The organism is Streptomyces sp. NPDC056296 (assembly GCF_042268605.1).
GTDB lineage: Bacteria > Actinomycetota > Actinomycetes > Streptomycetales > Streptomycetaceae > Streptomyces.
The window spans coordinates 31,445-54,806 of the sequence record NZ_JBHJRX010000047.1 but is presented as its reverse complement, the minus strand read 5'-3'; the positions used below and the strand labels follow the sequence as shown (position 1 = coordinate 54,806).

The following is a 23,362-nucleotide window of genomic DNA, read 5'->3' as shown; positions in this document are numbered from 1 at the left end:
GGGTGTGGGGTGGGTGGTCTGCGGAAGGTTGCGGCGCCGTTCGTCGCGCTGGGCCCGTCGGGGGTGGCGGTCCGTACCCGGCTTAAGCGGCTCACCGGCGTGGACGTGGAGGTGCTGCGGCGGGTGGGCGCGCATTTGGGCGCCTTGGCTTCCCGCGACCTGAAGGCGCGCTGCCGCGACGGACTGGACCACGATGCCGGGGCGTGGGCGGTGCGCAAGCGGGAGCTGACGCCGCAGTCGTCGGCCCGGTGGGCGGGCGCGATCACCAAGGCCACGCACGATCAGTGGGCGCTGGCCCGCCGCAGTGCGCACGCGCACCTTCAGTCGCTGGAAGTGGGGGTGCGGGCCCTGCGTCACCGCCTGTCAATGCCGGTCGGCGAGAAGGGGTCGAAGCACGCGCCGGGTGGGTACCGCAGTCGGCGGGAGTGGCACGCAAAGGCCCGGCGCCTGCACGTCCTGGAGGACCGGCTGGCACGGGCACGCGCGGACTGGGCGTCCGGGACCGTGCACGTCGTACGGGGCGGCAAGCGGCTGGCCCGCACCCGGCACCACCTGCCCGCCGCCCGGTGCACCGAGGCCCGGTGGCGTGAGCGCTGGGAAGCCGAACGGTCGTTTCTGCAGGCGGACGGGGAGTCCGGGAAACGCTTCGGGAACGAGACGATCCGCATCAGCCCGGACGGTGAGGTGTCCATCAGGCTCCCCGCCCCGCTTCAGCATCTGGCCAACGCCCCGCACGGCCGGTACGTCCTGACCGGCCGGGTCCGGTTCGCGCACCGGGGGCAGGAATGGGCCGACCGTGTCGCGGTGAACCGGGCCGTCGCCTACCGCATCCACCATGACGTGGACCGTGGCCGCTGGTATGTGACCGGCTCCTGGCAGAAGCCCGTCACCCGCACGACCCCTCTGTCTGCGGCGCTGGCTCAGGGGGTGATCGGGGTCGACATGAACGCCGATCACCTCGCCGTCTGGCACCTCGACGTCCACGGCAACCCCACCGGGCACCCGCGCCGCTTCTTCTACGACCTCACCGGCTCCGCCGCCCATCGCGACGCGCAGGTCCGCCACGCCCTGACCCGGCTCCTGCACTGGGCCACGTCCCGCGGCGTGAAGGCGATCGCCGTCGAGGACCTGGACTTCACGGCGGAGAAGACCCGGGAGAAGCACGGCGGCAGGAAACGGTTCCGGCAGCTGATCTCCGGCATGCCCACCGGACGGCTCCGCGCCCGCCTGACCTCCATGGCCGACCAGACCGGCATCACGGTCATCGCCGTCGACCCCGCCTACACCAGCAAGTGGGGGGCCCAGCACTGGCAGAAACCACTCACCAGCACCACCCGTAAGACCACCCGTCACGATGCGGCGAGCATCGCGATCGGGCGACGCGCCCAGGGCTATCCGGTCCGGCGTCGGACGGCACCGCCCCGTGCACACCAGAGCGATGTGCACGGGCATCGGACCGTCCAGGCCGGCCTGGACAGCCCCGGGCGTGAGGGACCCCGCCCCCGTATTCCCGGATCACGGACACGATCCGTGCCACCGGACACGGAGCGAACGCGGGCGACCAGGACACCCAACACCGTTCGGGATGTCCGCAGTGACCGGGAATGGGTCCAAGACTCACTCCTACTCACTGAATAGGAACGGTCGACGATGGTCAGGCTCGGACTGCGGCCGTCGCGCTCCATCGTCCGCAGCAGTCCTGCGGAGAACATGCCGTACCGCTTGCCGATCTCCAGGATGTCGTCATTCGGCGGCGGTCACCGGGCGCAGCAGGCGCCAGAAAGCCGGACTGCGCAGCATGGTAGGGCTGTTAATGCAGAGTTGAACGCGAGTGCGAGGAACGTGCATGCGGCGAGTGGGGCGCAGGCTGGGCAGACAGTCGGCCGAGCGCGGAGCGGCCGGGTGGGACAGTGGGGGCATTCCTGGCGAACTGCGGGCGTCGTTCCGGGATCGCCGCCGGGCGCCAGCCGGGTGCGGCGCCGTGACGTCATTTCGCGTTCACCTCACGGCCCCGGTGTGTTCGGTCACCGGTTTCGGGCGGCTCCTAGAGTCAGGGGGCTCCGCCCGTGAGAGAAGCTAGGTGCCCGCGTGACCCGACGCCCCCCGAAACTTTCCGTGATCGTCCCCTGCTTCAACATCGAGGCCTATGTCCCGGAAACCGTGACCAGTCTCCGCAACAATGCCCGGGACGACTTCGAGTTCATTTTCGTGGAGGACCGGTCCACGAAGGACGACACCTATGAGGCACTGCTGGCCCTGACCGAGCCGCTGGAGCACAGCAGGGTGATCCGGCACGAGACCAACGGCGGCCTGGCCACCGCCCGCAACACCGGGATCGACGTGGCCGAGGGCCGCTGGCTCACCTTCCTCGACGGGGACGACTGGCTGGCGCCGGGCTACCTGGCGCGGCTGGTGGAGACGGCCGAACGGCTCGACGTCGACTTCGTGCGGACCGACCACGTGCAGGTCACCGGCCTCGAACGCAAGATCCACCGCGCACCCGAAGGGCGCCGCAACACGGTGCTCGACCCGAGAGGCTCGATCCTCCCCGTCGACGACACCACCATGGTCGACTACCCGTACGCCTGGGCCGGCGTCTACCACCGGCGCCTCCTGGACCGGGGCATGCTGCGCTTCCACGACGGACTGCGCACCGCCGAGGACCGGCCCTGGGTCTGGGAGCTGCACCGCAGGGCCGAGTCCTACGCCGTCGCCAGTCTGCACGGCGTCTTCTACCGGCGGGGCGTGACGACCTCCCTCACCCAGATCGGCGACGTGCGCCAGCTCGACTTCTTCCGTTCTTTCGACCTCGTCCTCGAAGAACTCACGAGCGACCCCGAGGAGGACAAGCTGCGGAAGAAGGCGCTGCGCAACTACTGCGTCGTCATCGCCCACCAACTGCTCGCCCGGGACAGGTTCGAGCGGAGTGTCCACGCCAGGCTGCGGGAGATGGCCGCCGAGGCCCTGGGCAGGATGACCGAGCGGGAACTCGGCGAAGCCCTTGTCGGCATGGGCGAGGAACGCGTGCACACGCTGCGGCGCATACGCGGCGGTATGAAGGGAGTGGCGGCGTGATCCAGCTGTTCTTCTCGGCCACGCAGTACGCGGCCGCGACCGTCACCGCGGCCCTGCGCGCCGGTCAGTTCGGGCCGCGTGCCGCCCACCGCCGCATCCTCGTCGTCAGCAACACCGCCCCGGTACCCGAGGTCGGCACACCACTGGACCGGATGGCCGGGTTCGAGAAGCTGCGCCCGGAATTCGACGAGGTGCGCTCGTGGAACGAGTTCATCAGTCCCCACCATCCCGCCGGATGGTCGCCGCGCGCCCAGGACACACGGCTGTGGGAGAAGGCGGTCCGCCTCGCGTGGGACCTCGGGGACGAGCCGGTGGAGATCGCCTGCGAGTCGATCCAGGCCAACCCCTCGCGGGCGGTCGCCGACATCTTCGCCGACAGCCCCGTCCACGTCTACGCCGACGGCCTGATGAGCTACGGGCCCACCCGCAACCGCATCCCCCTGCCCCTGAACAGCCGCATCGTGCGAGTGCTCCACCTCGATCTGGTGCCGGGGCTGCGCCCCATGCTCCTGTCCGAGTACGGCGTCGAGCCCGAGGCCGTCCCCAACGAGGCGATCACCGCCGTCCTCGCCGAGCTGGGCGAGGACGGAGCGGACATCCTCGCCGAGCGCCTGCCCGCCGACGACCCGCCCACGGCCGTCCTCCTCGGCCAGTACCTGTCGGCCATCGACCTCATCACGCAGGACGAGGAGGAACACCTCCACCTGCGGATGCTGCGTGCCGCGGCCCGCGCCGGGCACCGGTCCGTCCTGTTCAAGCCCCACCCCAGCGCGCCCGCCGTGTACAACCGGTCCCTGGAGACGGCCGCGGACGCACTCGGTGTGCGGCTGTCCGTCCTCAGCGAGCCCGTCCTCGCCGAGACCGTGTTCTCCCGTCTGCGGCCGAAGCTGGTCATCGGCTGCTTCTCTACGGGCCTGATGACCGCCGCCGCGTTCTACGGCATCCCCGTGGCCAGAGTCGGCACCGACCTGCTCCTCGAACGCATCGCGCCGTACGAGAACAGCAACCGCGTGCCCCTCACGGTCATCGACGCGGCCCTGCCCGACGCCGAGCGGGAGCAGGTCGGTGAACCCCTCGAACTGGCCGGACTCGCGGACCGGCTCGCGCCCCTGGTGCGGGCCGTGGGCTACTGCATGCAAGCGCGTACGTACCACGAGCTGCGCGACGAGACGGCCGCCTGGCTCACCACCCACCTGACCGAGTACCCGCAGTACTTCAAAAAGCGCCGGCTGACCAGCCTGCGACTGCCCGGGGGCAGCCCGGTACGGGCGCAGGCCCTGCGCCGCAACCCCACGGTGCGCCGCGTGGTACGCCGCGTCCGCGCCGCGCAGTCCTGACCGCGGCGCCGGTCACGGGCCGGGATGCTTCGGTGCGACGACGACCCACGCGCGCACCGAAGCATCCCGGCGACACGCTCATGTCCTGGTGCGGGCCCCGAGCCGGGCCGCCTGCAGGGCCATCGCTCGCTTGAGCCTCGGACCGAACGGCTTCTCCACAAAGCGATGCATCAGCCACGCCACAACCAGCAGACAGGCCACGGACACGGCCAGTGTCGCGTACGGGCCCATCCCGAATCCCCGGTGCAGCACCCGGATGACGAACCAGCCCAGGTGCTCGTGGATCAGGTAGAACGGGTAGGTCAGCGCCCCCGCCACCGTCAGCCACCGCCAGTTCGCCCAGCGGGCCCAGCCCAGGGCCACCACCGCGACGGCGGCGAAGGTGAGGAAGACGATCGCCTGGATGACGTACGGATTGCGGTGGAAGTCGCCGCTCATACCGGGGTGCCACAGCGCGGTGACGGAGTAGCGCTGCCCCATCAGGAAGGACATGCCCACGATCCCCCAGAGCAGCAGGTCGCTGCCGAACCGATGGATCAGGTACAGCGCCAGCCCGCCGATGAAGAACGGGGCGTGGTCGCGCATCACCAGCTCGTCGCTGAGCGGTGTGTCGGCGACCCGGGCGAGGACCCCGGCCAGTGACCACAGGATGCAGAAGATCACCACCCGGCGGTAGGTGACGCCCTTCCAGATTACGAACAGGGCGAAAAGTACGTAGAACCGCATCTCGACCCAGAGTGTCCAGCACACGCCGAGCACGCGGGGCACGCCCATGGGCTGCTGCAGCATGGTGAAGTTCATGAGGAACTCGTCCGACCGCAGCGGCGCGAAGACCACCGGCAGGACGAGCGACGCGGCGCCCACCAGCAGCAACGCCGCCCAGTAGGCGGGGTAGAGGCGGGCCACGCGGGACCGGAAGAAGTCACCCAGGCTCCGGCCCCAGCTGCTCATGCAGATGACGAACCCGCTGATGACGAAGAAGAACTGCACGCCCAGACAGCCGTACACGGCAGCCTGCGACAGGGTGGGGAACATCTGCCCCGGGGACTGACTCCATGACTCGGCGACCTCGCCGTTCTTGCCCGCGAGGTGGTAGAGGCACACCATCAGCGCGGCGAGCAGTCGCAGCCCGTCCAGCGAGCGCAGCCGGTCACCGCCCGGTCGCCGGCGTGGGGAGCCGGGTGGTTCGTCCGCTATCCGTATGGACGGGGCGGGTATCGGCTCGGGGCTCCTCGGAGCCAGGGCCTGGTCGGCCGCTTTCATCTGAGGCCTTTCTCAACCGGAGGGAATCGTGTTCCCGGAGTCAACGGACGGGACGCCAAGAATCCCCGGCAGACGGCAGGGGATTCGGTGGCGACGCGGGGGCGGTCGCGCAGATGGCGTCCGGGTGAATGCCGGGGTCGGGGCCCGACGCCCGGCACGGGCCGACGCCTGGCACGGCCCCGACCGGCCGGGTCAGCGCCTCGCCAGCGCCTGGGCCCGGCGGGCGACGCGTCGGACGACCGCGTTGCGCGGAAGGAAGGCGAGCCGCGCCGGTACGCCGCCCGGCAGGCCCAGCGCGGTCAGCCGGCGGCGCTTGAAATAGCGCCAGCTGTGCGCGTCGAGGCGGTGCGCGAGGTACTCCTCGGCCGCCGCTCGCAGGCTGGCCAAAACCCTGGGCCGCATGGCGAACGCCACGGCCTGGAGCAGGGCGCCCAGCTCGGCCACCCGTTCCTCCGAGGGGAAGCCCGGGCCAGCCACCGCGGACCGGTCCCCCACGTCGGGCAACAGCGCGTCCACGACGGTCAGCGGGACCCGGAGCTCGTTCTCGTAGGGGTCCAGCCGGGCGAGGACGGTGCCGGTGCCGGCCCGGGCCGCCGGCACCCGGTACAGGCTCGCGGCAGTCAGTAGCCCGGTGGAGACGCAGCCCACGGCGAGCGCAGGCCGCAACCGCTGGACGGCGGTCTCGTCCGGCACGGCCGGGTCCAGCACGGTGAGGCGCACACCGAGGCGCGAGGCCTCCTCCTCCAGGGCCGGCGACCGGAGCGCGGGCGCCGCCGGGTGCGGTTTGAACACAACGTACCGGTGGCCCAGCTCGGCCGCCCCGCGCACCATGCTCACGTGCAGCTCGGTCTCCTCTGCCGCGGTGAGGACGTCCAGCGCCGACAGGCACTGCCCGAATAGCAGGGCCGGTTGTTCCCCGGCCGGGGACGGCGACTCCCCGTCGTCCTCGGCGAGTTCACCGAGGATTTTCGCGACCGCTTCGGCCGGCACCGGCTGTGGCGGAACCCCGTACTCGGTCAGCAGCAGGGGGACGAGCCCCGGCACCAGGTCCGGGTACAGCAGCCGGTCGATGCGGGTGCCGACCAAGGGAGGGACCTTGTCGGGCGTGGGACCGTAGCTCATGAGGCCGTCCGCATACACGTCCACGGGGGCGCCGGTGAACAACTGGCACAGCGCGAGGGACGGATTCGCCTGCACGGACTCGACGACCAGCCGGACCTCGTCGTCGGCAAGCCCCCACAGGCGCCGCACATACCGCTCCCACAGGGGGACGTCGTCGGCCCGGGGGCTCCAGCCGCCGGGGTGGAAGGGCGCGATGGTCTCGTTCCAGGACAGCACCTCGTCGAAGCGTTCGCCGATGCGCGAGAACCCCGGCATCGTGTCGACGGCAGGGGTGGTCTCCGGGTTCACCGCGCTGTTCGCGACCAGCAGCAAGCGCCGGTTGGTGGGTGTGAACAGGCCGGCGTCGAGGGCGGCGGCGAGCGTCGCGGCGCCGCGCAGGGACGACGCGCAGAAGATCCGGGTGGTACGGCGCATCAGGTGGCCACCGTCCGCGGCGACGCGGGCCGTCGGCGCAGTCTGCGCAACCGGTTCGCCCGCCGCGCGTCCATCGAGTCCAGCACGTCCGTCAGGACGGACTGGGGCAGGCGTCTCATGGCGGCAGCCGTCACGGAGCGCAGTTTCCGGGCCACGGCGGGTTCGAACCTTGAGGCGGAACCGAGATGGTGCGCCATGACGGCGCAGTACGTGCGCACGGCCTTGGGCAGCAGGTCCCCCGCGTCCGGGTCAGCCGCCGTCTCCTCGATCACCTGGTCGAACGCCCGGATGAAGTCGAGTTGCCGCACATCTCCGATCTGAGTGAGTGAGGAGGCGATCCCGCGCCGGTAGTGGACCCCCAGCAGTCCCACCACCGCGAAGGACTCCGCCTCCCGGTGCAGCCGCCAGATCCAGGGCCGGTCCTCGGCCGTGCGCAGACCGTCGGTGAAGTGCAGCAGTCCCCGGTCCACGAGCCTCCGGTGATAGGCCCCCGCCCACGCGTACGCATAGTCCACGGAGGTGCTCCGGTCGGTCGGCAGGATCGCGTCTCGGGGCCGCAGCACGACGCCGCGCCGGCCCACTGGTACGCGCTGGATGCTGCGTGCCCGTCCGGTGCACTGCACGTGGTCCGTGCGCACGAAGTCGCACCCCAGCTCCTCGATGGCGGCGACGAGCCGCGGGTAGTAGTCCGGGGCCAGCCAGTCGTCGCCGTCCAGGAACGTCAGGTACTCGCCGCGCGCCGCGTCGATGCCGGTATTGCGGGCGGTCGCCAGCCCTCCGTTCCGCTCGTGCCGAACGTACACAGCGCCCGGCAGCTCGTGCGCCGCACGCTCGACGATCTCCGGCGTCCCGTCCTGTGAACAGTCGTCGACGAGAATGAACTCGACGTTCGTGCCGGCGTTCGCGCGCAGGCTCTTCAGGGTGTCTGTCGCATATCGCTGCACGTTGTAGAACGGCACGATGACGGAGAGCTTGGTCACCCCTACACGCTAGAAGGCGGTCCGGCCCGGACTTCAACCTACGAAATTACTTCGGGTGAACCAAGTGTGGCGAAGCAGTGAATCCGAGGGTATTCCGGCCCGTTCCGGGCCCGATTCCCCATTCGGCGATGTGCTGTTCACCCTTTGTTGGATTCCGGTTGGGCCGTTCCTAGAAATGGCTTCCTAGCGTCTACGACGTGCCAGCAAGTGCAACGAAGGCCCTGCGAGTCGCCGTCCTGGCGGACTCCGACACCCGGTGGAAATGGGGCGCGCTCACCGCGACCCGCATCTCCTCCGAGGATGCGGACATCCACCTCGACGGCTACCTCCTGCGCGGCCGAGCCACCCCCACCGCCCGCCAGCTGCGGGAAGTCGGCGTCACCGCGGACTCGCTCCGCGAGGTGACCGCCGTCGAGTTCCTGCGCGCCATGGGCGACGCGACGGGCGAGGAGTCCTACGACATCCTCGTCCTCGCCCTGGTCGGCGGCGGCGTCCAGGCGATGCTGCACGGCCTCGGGCGGGTCTGGCAGGACCGCGCCGACCGGCCCGTGGTCGTCACCGGCTACGTCGGCGTCGTCTACGAGAAGCTCGCCGACGGCCTGCTCCTGCGCCACGGCGCCGACCTCGTCCTCGCCAACTCCCGGCAGGACGCGGACCGTTTCCGGGACGTGTACGAGGGGGTCGGCGCCGACGCCGCCGCGGTGACCGAGGTCGCGCTGCCCTTCCTGGGCGGAGCCGCCTACGGGGGCGAGCCGGACGGGCGGGAGCGTCCCTACACGGTCGTCTTCGCGGCCCAGCCCTCCGTGCCGGACAATCGCAAGGACCGTACGTACCTCCTCGAACGGCTGATCCGGCACGCCCGCCGGCACCCCGAGCGCGAGGTGCTGCTCAAGCTGCGCTCCAAGCCCGGCGAGCACACCACGCACATCGAGGAGCTGCCCTACCAGAAGCTGGTGCAGCGGGCCGACCCGCCGCCCAACTTCCGCCTGGTCTACGGGCACATGGGCGAGGTACTCGACCGCACCGACCTGCTGGTCACCATCAGCTCCACGGCGGCCCTGGAATCCCTGCACCGCCGCATCCCCACGGTCGTACTGTCCGACCTGGGCGTGCGTGAGGCGCTCGGCAACCACCACTTCGTCGGCTCCGGCTGCCTCGCCTCCTGGGACCAGCTCGACGAGGCCCACCGCCCGGCACCCGACCCCGAGTGGGTCGCCCGGCAGGGCGTGGCGGCGGACGGCGGTTACGAGACCGCCTTCGACGCGGCCCGGAAGCGCATCACGGAGCTGCTCGGCCGGCCCGGCGGCCTGCCCCCGCTCGCCCCGTACTACACACCGGTCACCGCCCCCGGCTACCTGCCCGGCATCCTCGCCCGCCACCACCTCGGCCCCGACGGCACACCGCTGCCCGGCGCGCCGGCCGCGGACAAGGCACCAGGCCCGGTCCGGCAGGTCGTACGCCGAGCCGCCCGCGGCGCCTACCGGCACGGCGTCCAGCGGGTCGCTCCGGTCATCCGGCGGATGGGGGAGCTGTGAGCGCATCGGCATCCGAGACCCGCGCATCGGCCCCCGAGTCCCGTGCATCGGCCCCCGAGTCCCGTGCATCGGCCCCCGAGTCCCGTGCATCGGCACCCGGGACCCGCGCCCCGGCACTCGGGACCCGCGCACCGGCCCCCGAGTCCCGTGCATCGGCACCCGGGACCCGCGCCCCGGCACCCGGGACCCGCGCACCGGCACCCGGGACCCGCGCCCCGGCCCCCGAGTCCCGCGCACCGATACCCGAGACCCCCGCGTCCCCTGCGCAAGGAGCCAAACCCATGTCCAACCCGCAAGCGGGCCAGGGCGCTTCGGTGCGCCGGGTGCTCGCGGTGATCCCCGCGCGCGGCGGCTCCAAGGGAGTGCCCGCGAAGAACCTCGCCGCCGTCGGCGGCGTCCCCCTGGTGGCCCGCGCGGTGCGCGAGTGCCGGGCCACCCGGCTGGTGACGGACGTCGTGGTCTCCACCGACGACCAGACCATCGCCACCGCGGCCCGCGAGGCCGGCGCCGAGGTCGTACTGCGGCCCGCCGCCATCGCCGGGGACACGGCCACCTCCGAGGCCGCCGTACTGCACGCGATGGACGCCCACGAGACCCTGCACGGCGCGGCCGTCGACGTGGTGCTGCTCGTGCAGTGCACCAGCCCCTTCATCGTCCGCGAGGACATCGACGGGGTGGCCGGCGCGGTCGCCGAGGGCGGCGCCGACACCGCCGTGACCGTGGCACCGTTCCACGGCTTCGTATGGCGGGACGGCGCCGACGAGGGCGAGGGGGAAGAGGGCGGCTACGGCGTCAACCACGACAAGTCCCACCGCCCCCGCCGCCAGGACCGGCCCCAGGACCTCCTGGAGACCGGTGCCGCCTACGCCATGGCCGCGCCCGGCTTCCGCAAGCACCAGCACCGCTTCTTCGGCCGCACCGAACTGGTCCGCACCGACCCGGCCCGCGTCCTGGAGATCGACGACCCGCACGACCTGGCCCGGGCCCGCGCCCTGGCGCCCTTCTTCGACGCCGCCCGGCCCGGCGCGCTTCCGACCGCGGCCGACATCGACGCGGTCGTCCTCGACTTCGACGGCACCCAGACCGACGACCGGGTGCTGATCGACTCCGACGGACGGGAGTTCGTCTCCGTCCACCGTGGCGACGGACTCGGCATCGCCGCCCTGCGCCGCAGCGGTCTGACGATGCTGATCCTGTCCACGGAAGTGAACCCGGTCGTCGCCGCCCGCGCCCGGAAGCTCAAGCTCCCGGTGCTGCACGGCATCGACCGCAAGGACCTCGCACTCAAGCAGTGGTGCGAGGAGCAGGGCATCGCGCCCGAACGCGTGCTCTACGTCGGTAACGACGTCAACGACCTCCCGTGCTTCGCCCTCGTCGGCTGGCCCGTGGCGGTCGCGAGCGCCCACGACGCCGTACGCGGCGCGGCCCGCGCGGTCACCACCGTCCCCGGCGGTGACGGCGCCATCCGGGAGATCGCGAGCTGGATCCTCGGCCCCTCGCTCGACGTACCCGACTCCCTCGACGTACCCGACTCCCCCGACGTACCCGACTCCCTCGAATCCCCCACGATCACCCAGCCCAAGTAAGGAACCCCCTGCCATGAGCACCAACTCCCGCATCCGCGCCTTCGGTTCCCGCGAGGCCGGCCCCGGCCGCCCCGTCTACATCACCGGCGAGATCGGCATCAACCACAACGGTGAGCTGGAGAACGCGTTCAAGCTGATCGACGCCGCCGCCGAGGCCGGCTGCGACGCGGTCAAGTTCCAGAAGCGCACCCCCGAGATCTGCACCCCGCGCGACCAGTGGGACATCGAGCGCGACACCCCCTGGGGCCGGATGACGTACATCGACTACCGCCACCGCGTGGAGTTCGGCGAGGACGAGTACCGCCAGATCGACGACTACTGCAAGTCCAAGAACATCGCCTGGTTCGCCTCCCCGTGGGACACCGAGGCCGTCGCCTTCCTGGAGAAGTTCGACGTCCCCGCCCACAAGGTCGCCTCCGCCTCGCTGACCGACGACGAGCTGCTGCGCGCCCTGCGCGCCACCGGCCGCACGGTCATCCTCTCCACCGGCATGTCGACCCCGAAGCAGATCCGTCACGCGGTCGAGGTCCTCGGCTCGGACAACATCCTCATGTGCCACGCCACGTCGACGTACCCGGCGCAGGCCGAGGAGCTCAACCTCCGCGTCATCAACACCCTCCAGCAGGAGTTCCCGAACGTCCCGATCGGCTACTCCGGCCACGAGACGGGCCTGCAGACCACCCTGGCCGCCGTCGCCCTCGGCGCCACCTTCGTCGAGCGCCACATCACCCTCGACCGCGCCATGTGGGGCTCCGACCAGGCCGCCTCCGTCGAGCCGCAGGGCCTGACCCGCCTGGTCCGCGACATCCGCACCATCGAGGCCTCCCTCGGCGACGGCGTCAAGAAGGTCTACGACTCGGAGCTCGGCCCGATGAAGAAGCTGCGCCGCGTCCCCGGTGTCGTCGCCGAGGCGGAGATCGCCGCCGCCGCGGGCGAGCCCGTCACCGTCTGACACCCCCACCACGCCCTCACCACGGGACGGTCGTACGCAGATGAGCCCCCGCGCCGGGAATGCCGGCCCCCACACTCTCGCCTTCGTCGAGAGCCCGGTACAACTGCTGAACGTGCTGGAGTGGGCGCACACGTGCGCACCCGGCGCGGAGCTCACCCTCGTGGTCCTCTCGCCCGTGGACCCGATGACCCGCGGCCAGCTGCGCCGCATGGCGGAACTGGCCCGCAAGGAGGGCCACGAGATCCGCTGGGAGGAGGCGCGCGGCGGCGCCACGGCCCCTTTCCGCACGGTGGGCGGACTGACGACCGCCCTGCGCCACGCGGACCGGGTCGTCATGGGCGACCCCTTCTCCCGCTACGTACAACTGCTCCTCACCATCACCCGCGCCCACGACCTGGTCGTCGTCGACGACGGCACGGCCACGATGGAGTTCGTCACCCAGCTGGCCCACGGCGAACGCCTGGTGCGCTGGCACCGCAAGGGCAGCCGCCCCGGCCCCCGCGACCTGCTCTTCGCCCCCGTCTCCAGATCCGCCCGGCACCGTCTGACGCCGACCCCGGACCGTCAGGTCTCGGTCTTCTCCTCCATGCCCATCGAGGACACCCCGGACGGCGTGACCGTCACCGCGAACGACTTCGCCTGGACCCGCTCCCGTTTCGGCCCGCCCCGTATCACCAAGGGAGCCGACATGGTCGGTACGTCCCTGGTGGAGACCGGCGTCGTGGACGCCGACCGTTACGTGGACGCCGTACGCGGCCTGGCGAGGACCCACGGCGCGGCCCGCTACTTCGCCCACCGCCGAGAGAGCGCCGAGAAGCTCCACCGGCTGGCCGTGGAGACGGGCCTGGAGATCGTCCGCCCCGACCTGCCCCTGGAGCTGATCGCCCGGCGGGGCCCGATCGGCCGCACCGTCCTCAGCTTCCCGTCCACCGTCGTCCACACCCTCCCGCTGGCCCTGGCCGGCACCGAGGTCCGCGTCTCCGTCTGCGACATCGACCCCGCCTGGCTCACCCAGCACGCCTCCCCCCGCGCCCGGGGCTTCCTCAGCGGCGTGACGGGCTCGGCACGGGACGTGCACCGGCTGTCGGCGGTCGTGGGCGCCGGGTAGGTGGTCCCGGGCACGTCCGGGGGAGTCCTGGGCTCGTCCGGCGGACGCCCCCGGCGTGGCTCGGCCGTACCGTGGTATCCGTGAGGGGAGCAAGGAAAACGGAGTCGGGTGCCGAGGCCAAAGACGGGTGAGTGTACCCACCCCCGTTGAGAGCCATGCGCCGTGCGGCCAACTTTTCTTCCCCTAACGGGCTGAACTTTTGTTGATCGTGGGACAGTTGACCGCCCCGGCGTCCTACCCTTCAGAGGGTGAAGCAACTGATGTCCCGAGAGACCGAGGCCGATCCGTCAGGGGAAGCGCTGCTCCCCGGTAGCTTGCCGGAGGCGCTCCGCGCGGAGCTCGTGGCCTTCCGCCGCGACCTGCACATGCACCCCGAGCTGGGCAACCAGGAGTTCCGCACCACCGCCGCGATCAAGGAACGGCTGGAGCGGGCCGGCCTGAAGCCGCGGGTGCTTCCCGTCGGAACCGGGCTCGTCTGCGACATCGGCACCAACACCGACTCGGGACGGTGGGCCGGCGGGCCGCGCATGCTCGCCCTGCGGGCCGACATCGACGCGCTGCCCATCCCGGACACCAAGAGCGACTGCCCGTACCACTCCCGCGTGCCCGACCGCGCCCACGCCTGCGGGCACGACGTGCACACCACCGTGGTTCTCGGCACCGGTCTGGTGCTCGCCGCCCTGCACGAACAGGGCCTGCTGCCCCGGCCCGTGCGGCTGGTCTTCCAGCCGGCGGAGGAGGTGCTGCCCGGCGGCGCCGCCGACGCCATCGAGGGCGGCGCGCTCGACGGGGTGCGCCGCATCCTCGCCGTGCACTGCGATCCCCGGGTGGACGCCGGGCGGATCGGGCTGCGGGTCGGGCCCATCACCTCCGCCTGCGACCGGCTGGAGATCGCCCTGAACGGCCCCGGCGGACACACCGCCCGCCCGCACCTGACCACCGACCTGGTCACCGCCGCCGCCCGCGTGGTCACCGACGTGCCCTCGCTGGTCGCCCGGCGCGTGGACAGCCGCAGCGGGCTCGCCCTGACCTGGGGGCGGATCGAGTCCGGCCACGCCCCGAACGTCATCCCGCAGCACGCCGAACTCGCGGGGACCGTGCGCTGCCTCGACCTCGACGCCTGGCGGCAGGCGCCCGACCTCGTGGTCGGCGCCATCGACGAGATCGCCAACCTGTACCGCGCCAAGTCCGAGATCACCTACGTCCGCGGCGTGCCCCCGGTCGTCAACGAGGTCACCAGCACCGAACTGCTCCAGGCCGCCATGGTCGCCCGGCGCGGTACGGACTCCGTCGAGACCACCGAGCAGAGCCTCGGCGGCGAGGACTTCTCCTGGTACCTGGAGCACGTGCCCGGCGCCATGGCCCGCCTCGGCGTCCGCCCGCCCGGCGAGCGCACGGTCCGCGACCTGCACCAGGGCGACTTCGACGTGGACGAGCACGCCATCACCGTCGGCGTGGAGATGTTCACCGCGGCGGCGCTGATCGACGCGGTGTAGCGCGGCACCGATCGCCCCGCCCGCTGCGGTTGCGGCCGCGGCGGGCCGGGGGCAGCCTGATGCACAAGCGCACGAGGCCGCGCGGCATGCCCCGAACAGCCCGCGGCACGAATGGGTAACGGCCCCGTGGAACCCCGTTCCCAGGAGTTTCTACGCGCGTTACTGTGCGCCGAACCGAGCGCCCGCTGCGGGGCTTTGGAGAATGGGGAACTTCAGATGCGTCGGATATCGAGACTGACCCGTGCCGCGGTGGGGGTCGCGTCGCTCGCACTCGCCGCCACGGCCTGCGGCGGCACCAGCGGCGAGAGCGGCAGCGGCGACGAGGGCAAGGACGACAAGGGCCTCGCCATCGCCTACGACATCGGCGGCAAGGGCGACCAGTCCTTCAACGACGCCGCGTACGCGGGGCTGGAGCGGGCCCAGAAGGAGTTCGGCTACAAGACCGCCGACATCGAGCCCACCGAGGGCGAGACCAACGCCGACAAGGAGCAGCGGCTCTCCTCGCTGGCCAAGCAGGGCTACGACCCGGTCATCGGCGTCGGCTTCGCCTACGCCCCGGCGATGAAGGCCGTCGCCGAGAAGTACCCGGACACCACCTTCGGCATCGTGGACTCCGTGGTCGAGGGCAAGAACGTGGCGTCCCTCGTCTTCGCCGAGAACGAGGCCTCCTACCTCGCGGGCGTCGCCGCGGCGAAGGCCACCAAGACCAACACGGTCGGCTTCGTGGGCGGCGTGGACGTACCGCTGATCCACAAGTTCGAGGCCGGCTACAAGCAGGGCGTCACGGACACCAACCCCAAGGTCAAGGTGATCTCGCAGTACCTGACGCAGACGGCGGAGGAGGGCGGCTTCTCCAGCCCGGACAAGGGTCGCGCCGCCGCCGAGGGCCAGATCGAGAAGAAGGCCGACGTCGTCTACCAGGCGGCCGGTCTCTCCGGTCAGGGCGTGATCGAGGCCGCCGCGAAGGCGAAGGTCTGGGCGATCGGGGTCGACTCCGACCAGTACAAGCAGGAAGCGCTCGCGGCGTACAAGGACTACATCCTGACCTCCGCCCTCAAGGACATCGACGGCGCGGTGTTCGCCCTGGCCGAGTCGGTCGAGGACGGCAAGCCGCTGACCGGCACCCAGACCTTCGACCTCGAGTCCGACGGTGTGGGCCTGTCCGACGCCAACCCGAAGTACGCCGAGGTCCCGGGCCTGACGGACGCGGTGGCCAAGGCCAAGGAGGGCATCATCTCCGGCTCCATCAAGGTCAAGACGGAGTAGCCTCGGCGGCACCGCACAGAACCGGATGAAGCGGGCGGGCGCCCGGAGGCGCCCGCCCGCTTCGGCATGCCCCCGACCGGCCGCCCGGCGTCACCCTGCGCCACCCTCCGTTTGCGTCCGGCAAGCCTCGGGCACCCGCACACGGCGCCTTGCTCACGGGCGGATAACAAGAAGGACAGAAGGGGTTTTCAGGCAGGTCTACGCGCGTTAATCTGCGGCGAAGCCAGCGCCGTACTCGAACCGTCCCCGGCGCTTGTACGACAGGAGCACCAGACATGCGCCGGATTTCCCGGATCACGGTCGCAGGCGCAGCGACCGCCTCCCTGGCCCTCGCCCTCTCCGCCTGCGGTGGTACCTCGACCTCCTCCGGGTCGTCGGAGTCCAAGGGGGACAAGGGCCTCGCCATCGCGTACGACGTCGGCGGCGAGGGCGACCAGTCCTTCAACGACGCCGCCCACGCGGGCCTCAAGAAGGCGGAGAAGGAGTTCGGCTACGAGACCGCCGCCATCGAGCCCACCGACGGCGAGACCAACGCCGACAAGGAGCAGCGCCTGGTCTCCCTGGCCAAGCAGGGCTACAACCCGGTCGTCGGCGTCGGCTACGCGTACGCCGCCGCGCTGAAGAGCGCCGCCGAGAAGTACCCGGACACCACCTTCGGCATCGTGGACGACGCCACGATCGAGGCGAAGAACGTGGCCGACCTGGTCTTCAACGAGGAGCAGGCCTCCTACCTCGCCGGTGTCGCCGCCGCCAAGAGCACCAAGACCAACACGGTCGGCTTCGTGGGTGGCGTGGACATCCCGCTGATCCACAAGTTCCAGGCCGGCTACGAGCAGGGCGTCAAGGACACCGACCCCAAGGTCAAGGTGATCTCGCAGTACCTGACGCAGACCGCGGAGGAGGGCGGCTTCTCCAGCCCCGACAAGGGCAAGACCGCCGCCGAGGGCCAGATCGAGAAGAAGGCCGACGTCGTCTACGCGGCGGCCGGTCTCTCCGGTCAGGGTGTCATCGAGGCCGCCGCCGCCAACAAGGTGTGGGCGATCGGCGTCGACTCCGACCAGTACAAGCAGGAAGCCCTCGCGAAGTACAAGGACTCCATCCTGACTTCGGCCACCAAGGACGTCGCCAAGGCGGTGTACAACCTCGCGAAGTCGGTCGAGGACGGCAAGCCCGAGACCGGTATCGTTCGGGGCGATCTGAAGTCCGGTGAGGTCGGCCTTTCGGACTCCAACCCGAAGTTCGCGGACAACGCCGAGCTCCAGGCAGCCATCAAGTCGGCCAAGGAGAAGATCATCAGCGGCGAGATCAAGGTCAAGAGCAGCTGAGCCGAGCAACACCTCGAACAGCGTGTGACCGCGGTGGTCGCACCGCTCGGCGGGGTACGGGGAGGACGCCTCCAAGTCCTCCTCGTACCCCGTCGTGTCGATGTGCCGTCGCCGCTTTAGATGCCGTAGGGGCGCTACGCGCGTAGACGGCCCCCGTCCCCAGGAGAGTGCGTCATCAACGCGTCCAGCAGCCCTCCGGCCGGAGCGGCGGTCAACGAATCGGTGACCGCCGTCGAACTCGCCGGGATCACCAAGCGATTCCCGGGTGTCGTGGCCAACCACGACATCCACCTGACCGTCCACAAGGGCACCGTCCACGCCCTCGTCGGCGAGAACGGCGCCGGCAAGTCGACGCTGATGAAGATCCTCTACGGCATGCAGAAGCCGGACGAGGGCACCATCGCGATCGACGGCGAGAAGGTGGCCTTCTCCTCGCCCGCCGACGCCATCGCCCGCGGCATCGGCATGGTCCACCAGCACTTCATGCTCGCCGACAACCTCACGGTCCTCGAGAACGTGGTGCTCGGCAGCGAGAAGCTGTACGGCATCGGCGCCAAGGCCCGCCGGAAGATCAAGGAGCTCTCCGAGCGGTACGGCCTCGGCGTGCGCCCCGACGTCCTGGTCGAGGAGCTCGGCGTCGCCGCCCGCCAGCGCGTGGAGATCCTCAAGGTCCTCTACCGCGGCGCCCGCACGCTGATCCTGGACGAGCCGACCGCTGTCCTGGTCCCGCAGGAGGTCGACGCGCTCTTCGACAACCTGCGCGAGCTGAAGGCCGAGGGTCTCTCGGTCATCTTCATCTCCCACAAGCTGGGCGAGGTGCTCTCCGTCGCCGACGAGATCACCGTCATCCGCCGCGGTACGACGGTCGGCACGGCCGTCCCCGCCGAGACGACGCCGCGTCAGCTCGCCGAGCTGATGGTCGGCAGCGAGCTGCCCACCCCGGAGACCGCCGAGTCCACGGTCACCGACCGCCCGGTGCTCACCGTCGACACGCTGCGCCTCGCGGCCCCGGGCGGCAAGGCCCTGCTCGACGACATCTCCTTCACCATCCACGCCGGTGAGGTGCTGGGCATCGCCGGCGTCGAGGGCAACGGCCAGACCGAACTGGTCGACGCCCTCATCGGCCTGCGGCACGCCGACTCCGGCACCATCCGCTTCATCGACGAGGACATCACGGCGCTGCCCACCCGCAAGCGCCGCGAGCAGGGCGTCGGCTACATCCCCGAGGACCGCCACCGCCACGGCCTGCTCCTGGAGGCCCCCCTCTGGGAGAACCGCATCCTCGGCCACGTCACCGAGAAGCCCAACAGCAAGGGCGTCTGGCTGGACCCCAAGGGCTCCCAGGAGGACACCCGGCGCATCGTCGAGACGTACGACGTCCGCACCCCCGGCATCGACGTCACCGCCGCCTCGCTCTCCGGCGGCAACCAGCAGAAGCTGATCGTCGGCCGCGAGATGAGCCACAAGCCGCGCTTCCTGATCGCCGCCCACCCCACCCGCGGTGTGGACGTCGGCGCACAGGCCGCGATCTGGGACCACATCCGCGAGGCGCGCCGCGAGGGACTCGCCGTGCTGCTGATCTCCGCCGACCTGGACGAGCTGATCGGCCTGTCCGACACCCTCCGGGTGATCTACGACGGCAGGCTGGTCGCGGACGCCGACCCGGCCACCATCACCCCCGAGGAACTGGGCTCGGCGATGACCGGCGCCGCCTCCGGACACCTCGAACACGAAGAGACCCCGGCCGACGGCGGCCCGGGTGCGGAAGACGAGGCCCGCTGATGAAGAAGTTCGACAAGGAGCGCGTGCTCCTCGCGGTGGCCGGTCCGGTCATCGCGCTCGCCGTGGCCTTCGTGCTGAGCGCGATCGTCCTGATCGCCTCGGGCAAGAACCCGGTCGAACCGTTCGCCCTGATGTTCGAGCAGGCCGGATTCTCCGACATCCAGGTCCTGATCATCAACCAGGCGTCGATGTACTACATCGCGGCCCTCGCGGTCGCCATCGGCTTCCGGATGAACCTGTTCAACATCGGCGTCGACGGCCAGTACCAGCTCGCCGCCATGATGGCCGCGATCGTCGGCGCCCACGCCAACCTCCCGGTGGCCCTCCAGATCCCGCTGCTCCTCCTGACCGCCGTCCTCACCGGCGCCTTCTGGTCCGGCATCGCCGGTGTCCTCAAGGTCACCCGAGGCGTCAGCGAGGTCGTCGCGACGATCATGCTGAACGCCATCGCCACCTCCGTCATCGGCTACCTGTGGCTGCCGGACGTCTTCGGCGTCAAGATCGGCAACAACAACACCACCGGCGAGATGCACGAGTCCGGCTGGGTCCCCGGCATCGACATGGGCGCGGCCGGCGAGATCTACGGCCTGGTCGTCCTCGCCGTGCTGCTCGGCATCGGCTACTGGATCGTCCTCAACCGCACCCGCTTCGGCTTCGACCTGCGCGCCTCCGGCGCCTCCGAGTCCGCCGCCGCCGCCAGCGGCGTCAACCCCAAGCGCATGGTGCTCACCGCGATGCTCATCTCCGGCGGCCTCGCCGGCCTCGCGGGCCTGCCGATCCTCCTCGGCGACACCCACACCTACAGCCTCAACTTCCCCACCGGCATCGGCTTCCTCGGCATCGGCATCGCCCTGCTCGGCCGCAACAGCCCGGTCGGCATCGCCTTCGCCGCCCTCCTGTGGGCCTGGCTCGACAAGGCCTCGCCCGAACTGGACTTCCACGGCTACGACAAGGAGATCGCGGTCATCATGCAGGGCCTGATCGTCCTCTCCGTCGTCGTCTCCTACGAGGCCGTCCGCGAGTGGGGCCTGCGCCGCCAGCAGCGCCGCGTCGGCGCGGAGCTGGCCGCCGGTCACGTCCTCGGCGCCACCGACAACACCAAGAAGGAGGTGGCTGGCCGATGACCACCGCAACCGACCTCAACCAGCCCACGCTGGAGCACGGGGCGCCGGCCGGCCGCCGTATCTCGCTGCCCGTCCTGCTGTTGATCATCGCCGGTGCCCTGGCACTGACCTCCATCGTCCGCCTGATCACCGGCGCCAACGGCATCACCAACGTCAGCCAGATGTCCACCGCGCTCCAGCTCGCCGTGCCGATCGGCCTCGCCGGTCTCGGCGGCCTGTGGGCCGAACGCGCGGGCGTCATCAACATCGGCCTCGAAGGCATGCTGATCCTCGGCACCTGGTTCGGTGCCTGGGCCGGCTTCCAGTGGGGCCCGTGGACCGGCGTCCTGATGGGCATCGTCGGCGGCGCCCTCGGCGGCCTGCTGCACGCCATCGTGACGATCACCTTCAACGTCAACCACATCGTCTCCGGCGTGGCCATCAACATCCTCGCCCTCGGCGCCACCCGCTACCTCGCCCCGCTCGCCTTCGAGGGCCACCAGGGCGGCTCCGCCAAGCAGTCCCCGCCGGTCGAGTCGCTGGGCCACTTCACGGTGCCAGGACTCTCCAGCGGCCTGGAGAGCCTCAACGACCAGCACTGGTTCTTCGTCTCGGACATCGCCGGCCTGCTCGGCGGCCTGGTCACCGACGTCTCCTGGCTCACCCTGATCGCGGTCGCCCTGATCCCCGCCAGCTGGTACATCCTGTGGCGCACCCCGTTCGGCCTCCGCCTGCGCTCCTGCGGCGAGAACCCGATCGCCGCCGAGTCCCTCGGCGTCAACGTCTACAAGTACAAGTACCTCGCCGTGATCATCTCCGGCGGTCTGGCCGGCCTCGGCGGCGTCTTCCTCTCCATCGTGGCCAACCCCTTCTACCTGGAGGGCCAGACCAGCGGCCGCGGCTACATCGGCCTCGCGGCGATGATCTTCGGCAACTGGATGCCGGGCGGCCTCGCCATCGGCGCCGGCCTCTTCGGCTACACCGACAGCCTCAACCTGCGCGGCGGCTCCGCCAACGTGCACGCCCTGCTGCTGCTCGGCGCGCTGCTGCTGGTCGCCGGTGCCATCTGGCTGGCGATCCGCAAGAAGTACGTCAAGGCCGCGATCACCGTGGTGATCGGCGCCCTGGTCTTCGCCTGGTACGCCGGCACCGACGACGTCCCCAACCAGGTCGTCTCCGCCACCCCGTACGTCGTCACCCTCGTCGTACTCGCGCTGTCCGCACAAAGGCTGCGCATGCCCAAGGCGAACGGCATGCAGTACCGGAAGGGACGGGGCAAGTGACCGACGTCGACTGGGGCGCGCTGCGCACGGCGGCCCGCGAGGCGATGGCCCAGGCCTACGCCCCGTACTCCGGCTACGCCGTCGGCGCCGCCGCCCTGGTCGACGACGGCCGCACCGTCACCGGCTGCAACGTCGAGAACGCCAGCTACGGCATCGGCCTGTGCGCCGAGTGCGGGCTCGTCTCCCAGCTCCAGCTCACCGGCGGCGGCCGGCTGACGCACTTCGTCTGCGTCGACGGCCACGGCGAGATCCTCGTGCCGTGCGGCCGCTGCCGGCAGCTGCTGTACGAGTTCGGCGGCCCGGAGCTGCTGCTGGAGACCCCGGCGGGGATCGTCCCCCTCTCGGAGATGCTCCCGCAGGCCTTCGGCCCCGACCACCTCACCACGTAAGGAAGCGAGCCTTCATGGCCATGGACGTCATCTCCGTCATCCGCACCAAGCGGGACCGCGGCGAACTCGGTGCCGAGCAGATCGACTGGGTCATCGACGCGTACACGCGCGGCGAGGTGGCCGACGAGCAGATGTCGTCGCTCGCGATGGCGATCCTGCTCAACGGCATGAACCGCGGCGAGATCGCCCGCTGGACGGCCGCGATGATCGCATCCGGCGAGCGCATGGACTTCTCGTCCCTGTCCCGCCCGACCGCCGACAAGCACTCCACGGGCGGCGTCGGCGACAAGATCACCCTGCCGCTGGCGCCCCTGGTGGCGGCCTGCGGCGCGGCCGTCCCGCAGCTGTCCGGCCGGGGCCTCGGCCACACCGGCGGCACCCTGGACAAGCTGGAGTCCATCCCCGGCTGGCGCGCCCTCCTCTCCAACGAGGAGATGCTGAACGTCCTGGACGGCACCGGTGCGGTGATCTGCGCGGCGGGCGACGGCCTCGCCCCGGCGGACAAGAAGCTGTACGCCCTCCGGGACGTCACCGGCACGGTCGAGGCGATCCCGCTCATCGCCTCCTCCATCATGTCCAAGAAGATCGCGGAGGGTACGGGCTCCCTGGTCCTGGACGTGAAGGTCGGCTCGGGCGCCTTCATGAAGACCCTGGACGACGCCCGTGAGCTGGCGTCCACGATGGTCGGCCTCGGCACCGACCACGGCGTGAAGACCGTCGCGCTCCTCACGGACATGGCGACACCCCTCGGCCTCACCGCGGGCAACGCCCTGGAGGTCCGCGAGTCGGTCGAGGTCCTGGCCGGCGGCGGCCCGGCGGACGTGGTCGAGCTGACGTTGGCCCTGGCCCGCGAGATGCTCGACGCTGCGGGCCTGCCCGACGCCGACCCGGCGAAGGCCCTCGCCGACGGCTCCGCGATGGACGTCTGGCGCCGCATGATCGCGGCCCAGGGCGGTGACCCGGACGCGGCCCTGCCCACGTCGAAGGAGCAGCACGTGATCAAGGCGGGCGCCTCCGGCGTCCTGACCCGCCTCGACGCCTACGACATCGGCGTCGCCGCCTGGCGCCTGGGCGCGGGCCGCGCCCGCAAGGAGGACCCGGTGCAGGCGGGTGCGGGCGTCGAGCTGCACGCCAAGCCCGGCGACACGGTGGCGGAGGGCCAGCCCCTCCTGACCCTGCACACCGACACCCCGGACCGCTTCGAGTACGCCCTCGCGGCGGTGGAGGGTTCGTACGACGTCGCCCCGGCGGGCACGGCCTTCACGGCGTCGCCGGTGGTGCTGGAACGTATCGCCTGAGCAGGGGCTTTCTCGATCGGGTGAACGGGATCGGTAGACCTCTACCGG

At 71.0% G+C, this 23,362-nt stretch carries 18 protein-coding genes; 15 read left to right on the top strand and 3 right to left on the bottom strand.

What is annotated here, in order from left to right; genetic code table 11:
- Positions 1 to 9: 9 nt before the first annotated feature.
- The 3 genes from ACFCZF_RS29920 (at position 10) to ACFCZF_RS29910 (ending at position 4,412) form a co-directional block, all read left to right on the top strand.
- Positions 10 to 1,638: an IS200/IS605 family accessory protein TnpB-related protein gene (locus ACFCZF_RS29920; RefSeq protein WP_376674277.1), complete on the top strand. Its 1,629-nt coding sequence runs from the start codon at positions 10 to 12 to the stop codon at positions 1,636 to 1,638.
- A gap of 450 nt (positions 1,639 to 2,088) precedes the next feature.
- Positions 2,089 to 3,075: a glycosyltransferase family 2 protein gene (locus tag ACFCZF_RS29915; protein ID WP_376674276.1), complete on the top strand. Its 987-nt coding sequence runs from the start codon at positions 2,089 to 2,091 to the stop codon at positions 3,073 to 3,075.
- Positions 3,072 to 4,412: a polysialyltransferase family glycosyltransferase gene (locus ACFCZF_RS29910; RefSeq protein ID WP_376674275.1), complete on the top strand. Its 1,341-nt coding sequence runs from the start codon at positions 3,072 to 3,074 to the stop codon at positions 4,410 to 4,412. Before ACFCZF_RS29915 ends, ACFCZF_RS29910 begins: the two co-directional genes overlap by 4 nt.
- A gap of 78 nt (positions 4,413 to 4,490) precedes the next feature.
- Here the strand turns inward: ACFCZF_RS29910 and ACFCZF_RS29905 are convergent, their stop codons facing one another.
- From ACFCZF_RS29905 to ACFCZF_RS29895, 3 genes are all read right to left on the bottom strand, one after another.
- Complete coding sequence (locus ACFCZF_RS29905; RefSeq protein WP_376674274.1) at positions 4,491 to 5,675, bottom strand: acyltransferase family protein; 1,185 nt, start codon at positions 5,673 to 5,675, stop codon at positions 4,491 to 4,493.
- A gap of 192 nt (positions 5,676 to 5,867) precedes the next feature.
- Entirely contained in the window at positions 5,868 to 7,211 is a 1,344-nt protein-coding gene (locus tag ACFCZF_RS29900; protein ID WP_376674273.1) for a polysialyltransferase family glycosyltransferase, read from the bottom strand.
- The gene (locus tag ACFCZF_RS29895; RefSeq protein WP_376674272.1) at positions 7,211 to 8,191 is read right to left on the bottom strand and encodes a glycosyltransferase family 2 protein; all 981 of its coding nucleotides are present in this window, start codon (positions 8,189 to 8,191) and stop codon (positions 7,211 to 7,213) included. The genes ACFCZF_RS29900 and ACFCZF_RS29895 overlap by 1 nt, the downstream gene beginning before the upstream one ends.
- 197 nt (positions 8,192 to 8,388) lie before the next feature.
- On the opposite strand from ACFCZF_RS29895, the gene ACFCZF_RS29890 reads away from it, so the two are divergent.
- The 12 genes from ACFCZF_RS29890 (at position 8,389) to ACFCZF_RS29835 (ending at position 23,314) form a co-directional block, all read left to right on the top strand.
- Positions 8,389 to 9,726 carry a DUF6716 putative glycosyltransferase gene (locus ACFCZF_RS29890; protein ID WP_376674271.1) on the top strand — a complete coding sequence of 446 codons (1,338 nt, stop codon included), beginning with the start codon at positions 8,389 to 8,391 and terminating at the stop codon, positions 9,724 to 9,726.
- A gap of 281 nt (positions 9,727 to 10,007) precedes the next feature.
- Positions 10,008 to 11,312, top strand: coding sequence for a cytidylyltransferase domain-containing protein (locus tag ACFCZF_RS29885; RefSeq protein WP_376674270.1), 1,305 nt, complete (start codon positions 10,008 to 10,010; stop codon positions 11,310 to 11,312).
- Between the two features lie 13 nt (positions 11,313 to 11,325).
- Entirely contained in the window at positions 11,326 to 12,264 is a 939-nt protein-coding gene (locus ACFCZF_RS29880) for an N-acetylneuraminate synthase family protein (RefSeq protein WP_375922231.1), read from the top strand.
- Positions 12,265 to 12,304: 40 nt separating this feature from the next.
- Positions 12,305 to 13,372 (top strand): hypothetical protein, encoded by a 1,068-nt coding sequence (locus ACFCZF_RS29875; protein WP_375922228.1) that lies wholly within the window; start codon positions 12,305 to 12,307, stop codon positions 13,370 to 13,372.
- Positions 13,373 to 13,632: 260 nt separating this feature from the next.
- A complete protein-coding gene (locus ACFCZF_RS29870; RefSeq protein WP_376674296.1) occupies positions 13,633 to 14,868 on the top strand; it encodes a M20 family metallopeptidase in 1,236 nt (411 codons plus the stop codon).
- 216 nt (positions 14,869 to 15,084) lie between these two features.
- Positions 15,085 to 16,134, top strand: a complete 1,050-nt coding sequence (locus tag ACFCZF_RS29865; protein ID WP_376674269.1) for a BMP family protein — start codon at positions 15,085 to 15,087, stop codon at positions 16,132 to 16,134.
- A gap of 275 nt (positions 16,135 to 16,409) precedes the next feature.
- Complete coding sequence (locus ACFCZF_RS29860; protein WP_376674268.1) at positions 16,410 to 17,459, top strand: BMP family protein; 1,050 nt, start codon at positions 16,410 to 16,412, stop codon at positions 17,457 to 17,459.
- Positions 17,460 to 17,681: 222 nt separating this feature from the next.
- On the top strand, positions 17,682 to 19,241 hold the full coding sequence (locus ACFCZF_RS29855) for an ABC transporter ATP-binding protein (protein WP_376674267.1): 1,560 nt from the start codon (positions 17,682 to 17,684) through the stop codon (positions 19,239 to 19,241).
- A complete protein-coding gene (locus ACFCZF_RS29850; protein ID WP_376674266.1) occupies positions 19,241 to 20,365 on the top strand; it encodes an ABC transporter permease in 1,125 nt (374 codons plus the stop codon). The genes ACFCZF_RS29855 and ACFCZF_RS29850 overlap by 1 nt, the downstream gene beginning before the upstream one ends.
- On the top strand, positions 20,362 to 21,627 hold the full coding sequence (locus ACFCZF_RS29845) for an ABC transporter permease (protein ID WP_376674265.1): 1,266 nt from the start codon (positions 20,362 to 20,364) through the stop codon (positions 21,625 to 21,627). Before ACFCZF_RS29850 ends, ACFCZF_RS29845 begins: the two co-directional genes overlap by 4 nt.
- Positions 21,624 to 22,016 carry a cytidine deaminase gene (locus ACFCZF_RS29840; protein ID WP_121748840.1) on the top strand — a complete coding sequence of 131 codons (393 nt, stop codon included), beginning with the start codon at positions 21,624 to 21,626 and terminating at the stop codon, positions 22,014 to 22,016. Before ACFCZF_RS29845 ends, ACFCZF_RS29840 begins: the two co-directional genes overlap by 4 nt.
- Before the next feature lie 14 nt (positions 22,017 to 22,030).
- The gene (locus tag ACFCZF_RS29835) at positions 22,031 to 23,314 is read left to right on the top strand and encodes a thymidine phosphorylase (RefSeq protein ID WP_376674264.1); all 1,284 of its coding nucleotides are present in this window, start codon (positions 22,031 to 22,033) and stop codon (positions 23,312 to 23,314) included.
- Positions 23,315 to 23,362 lie beyond the last annotated feature (48 nt).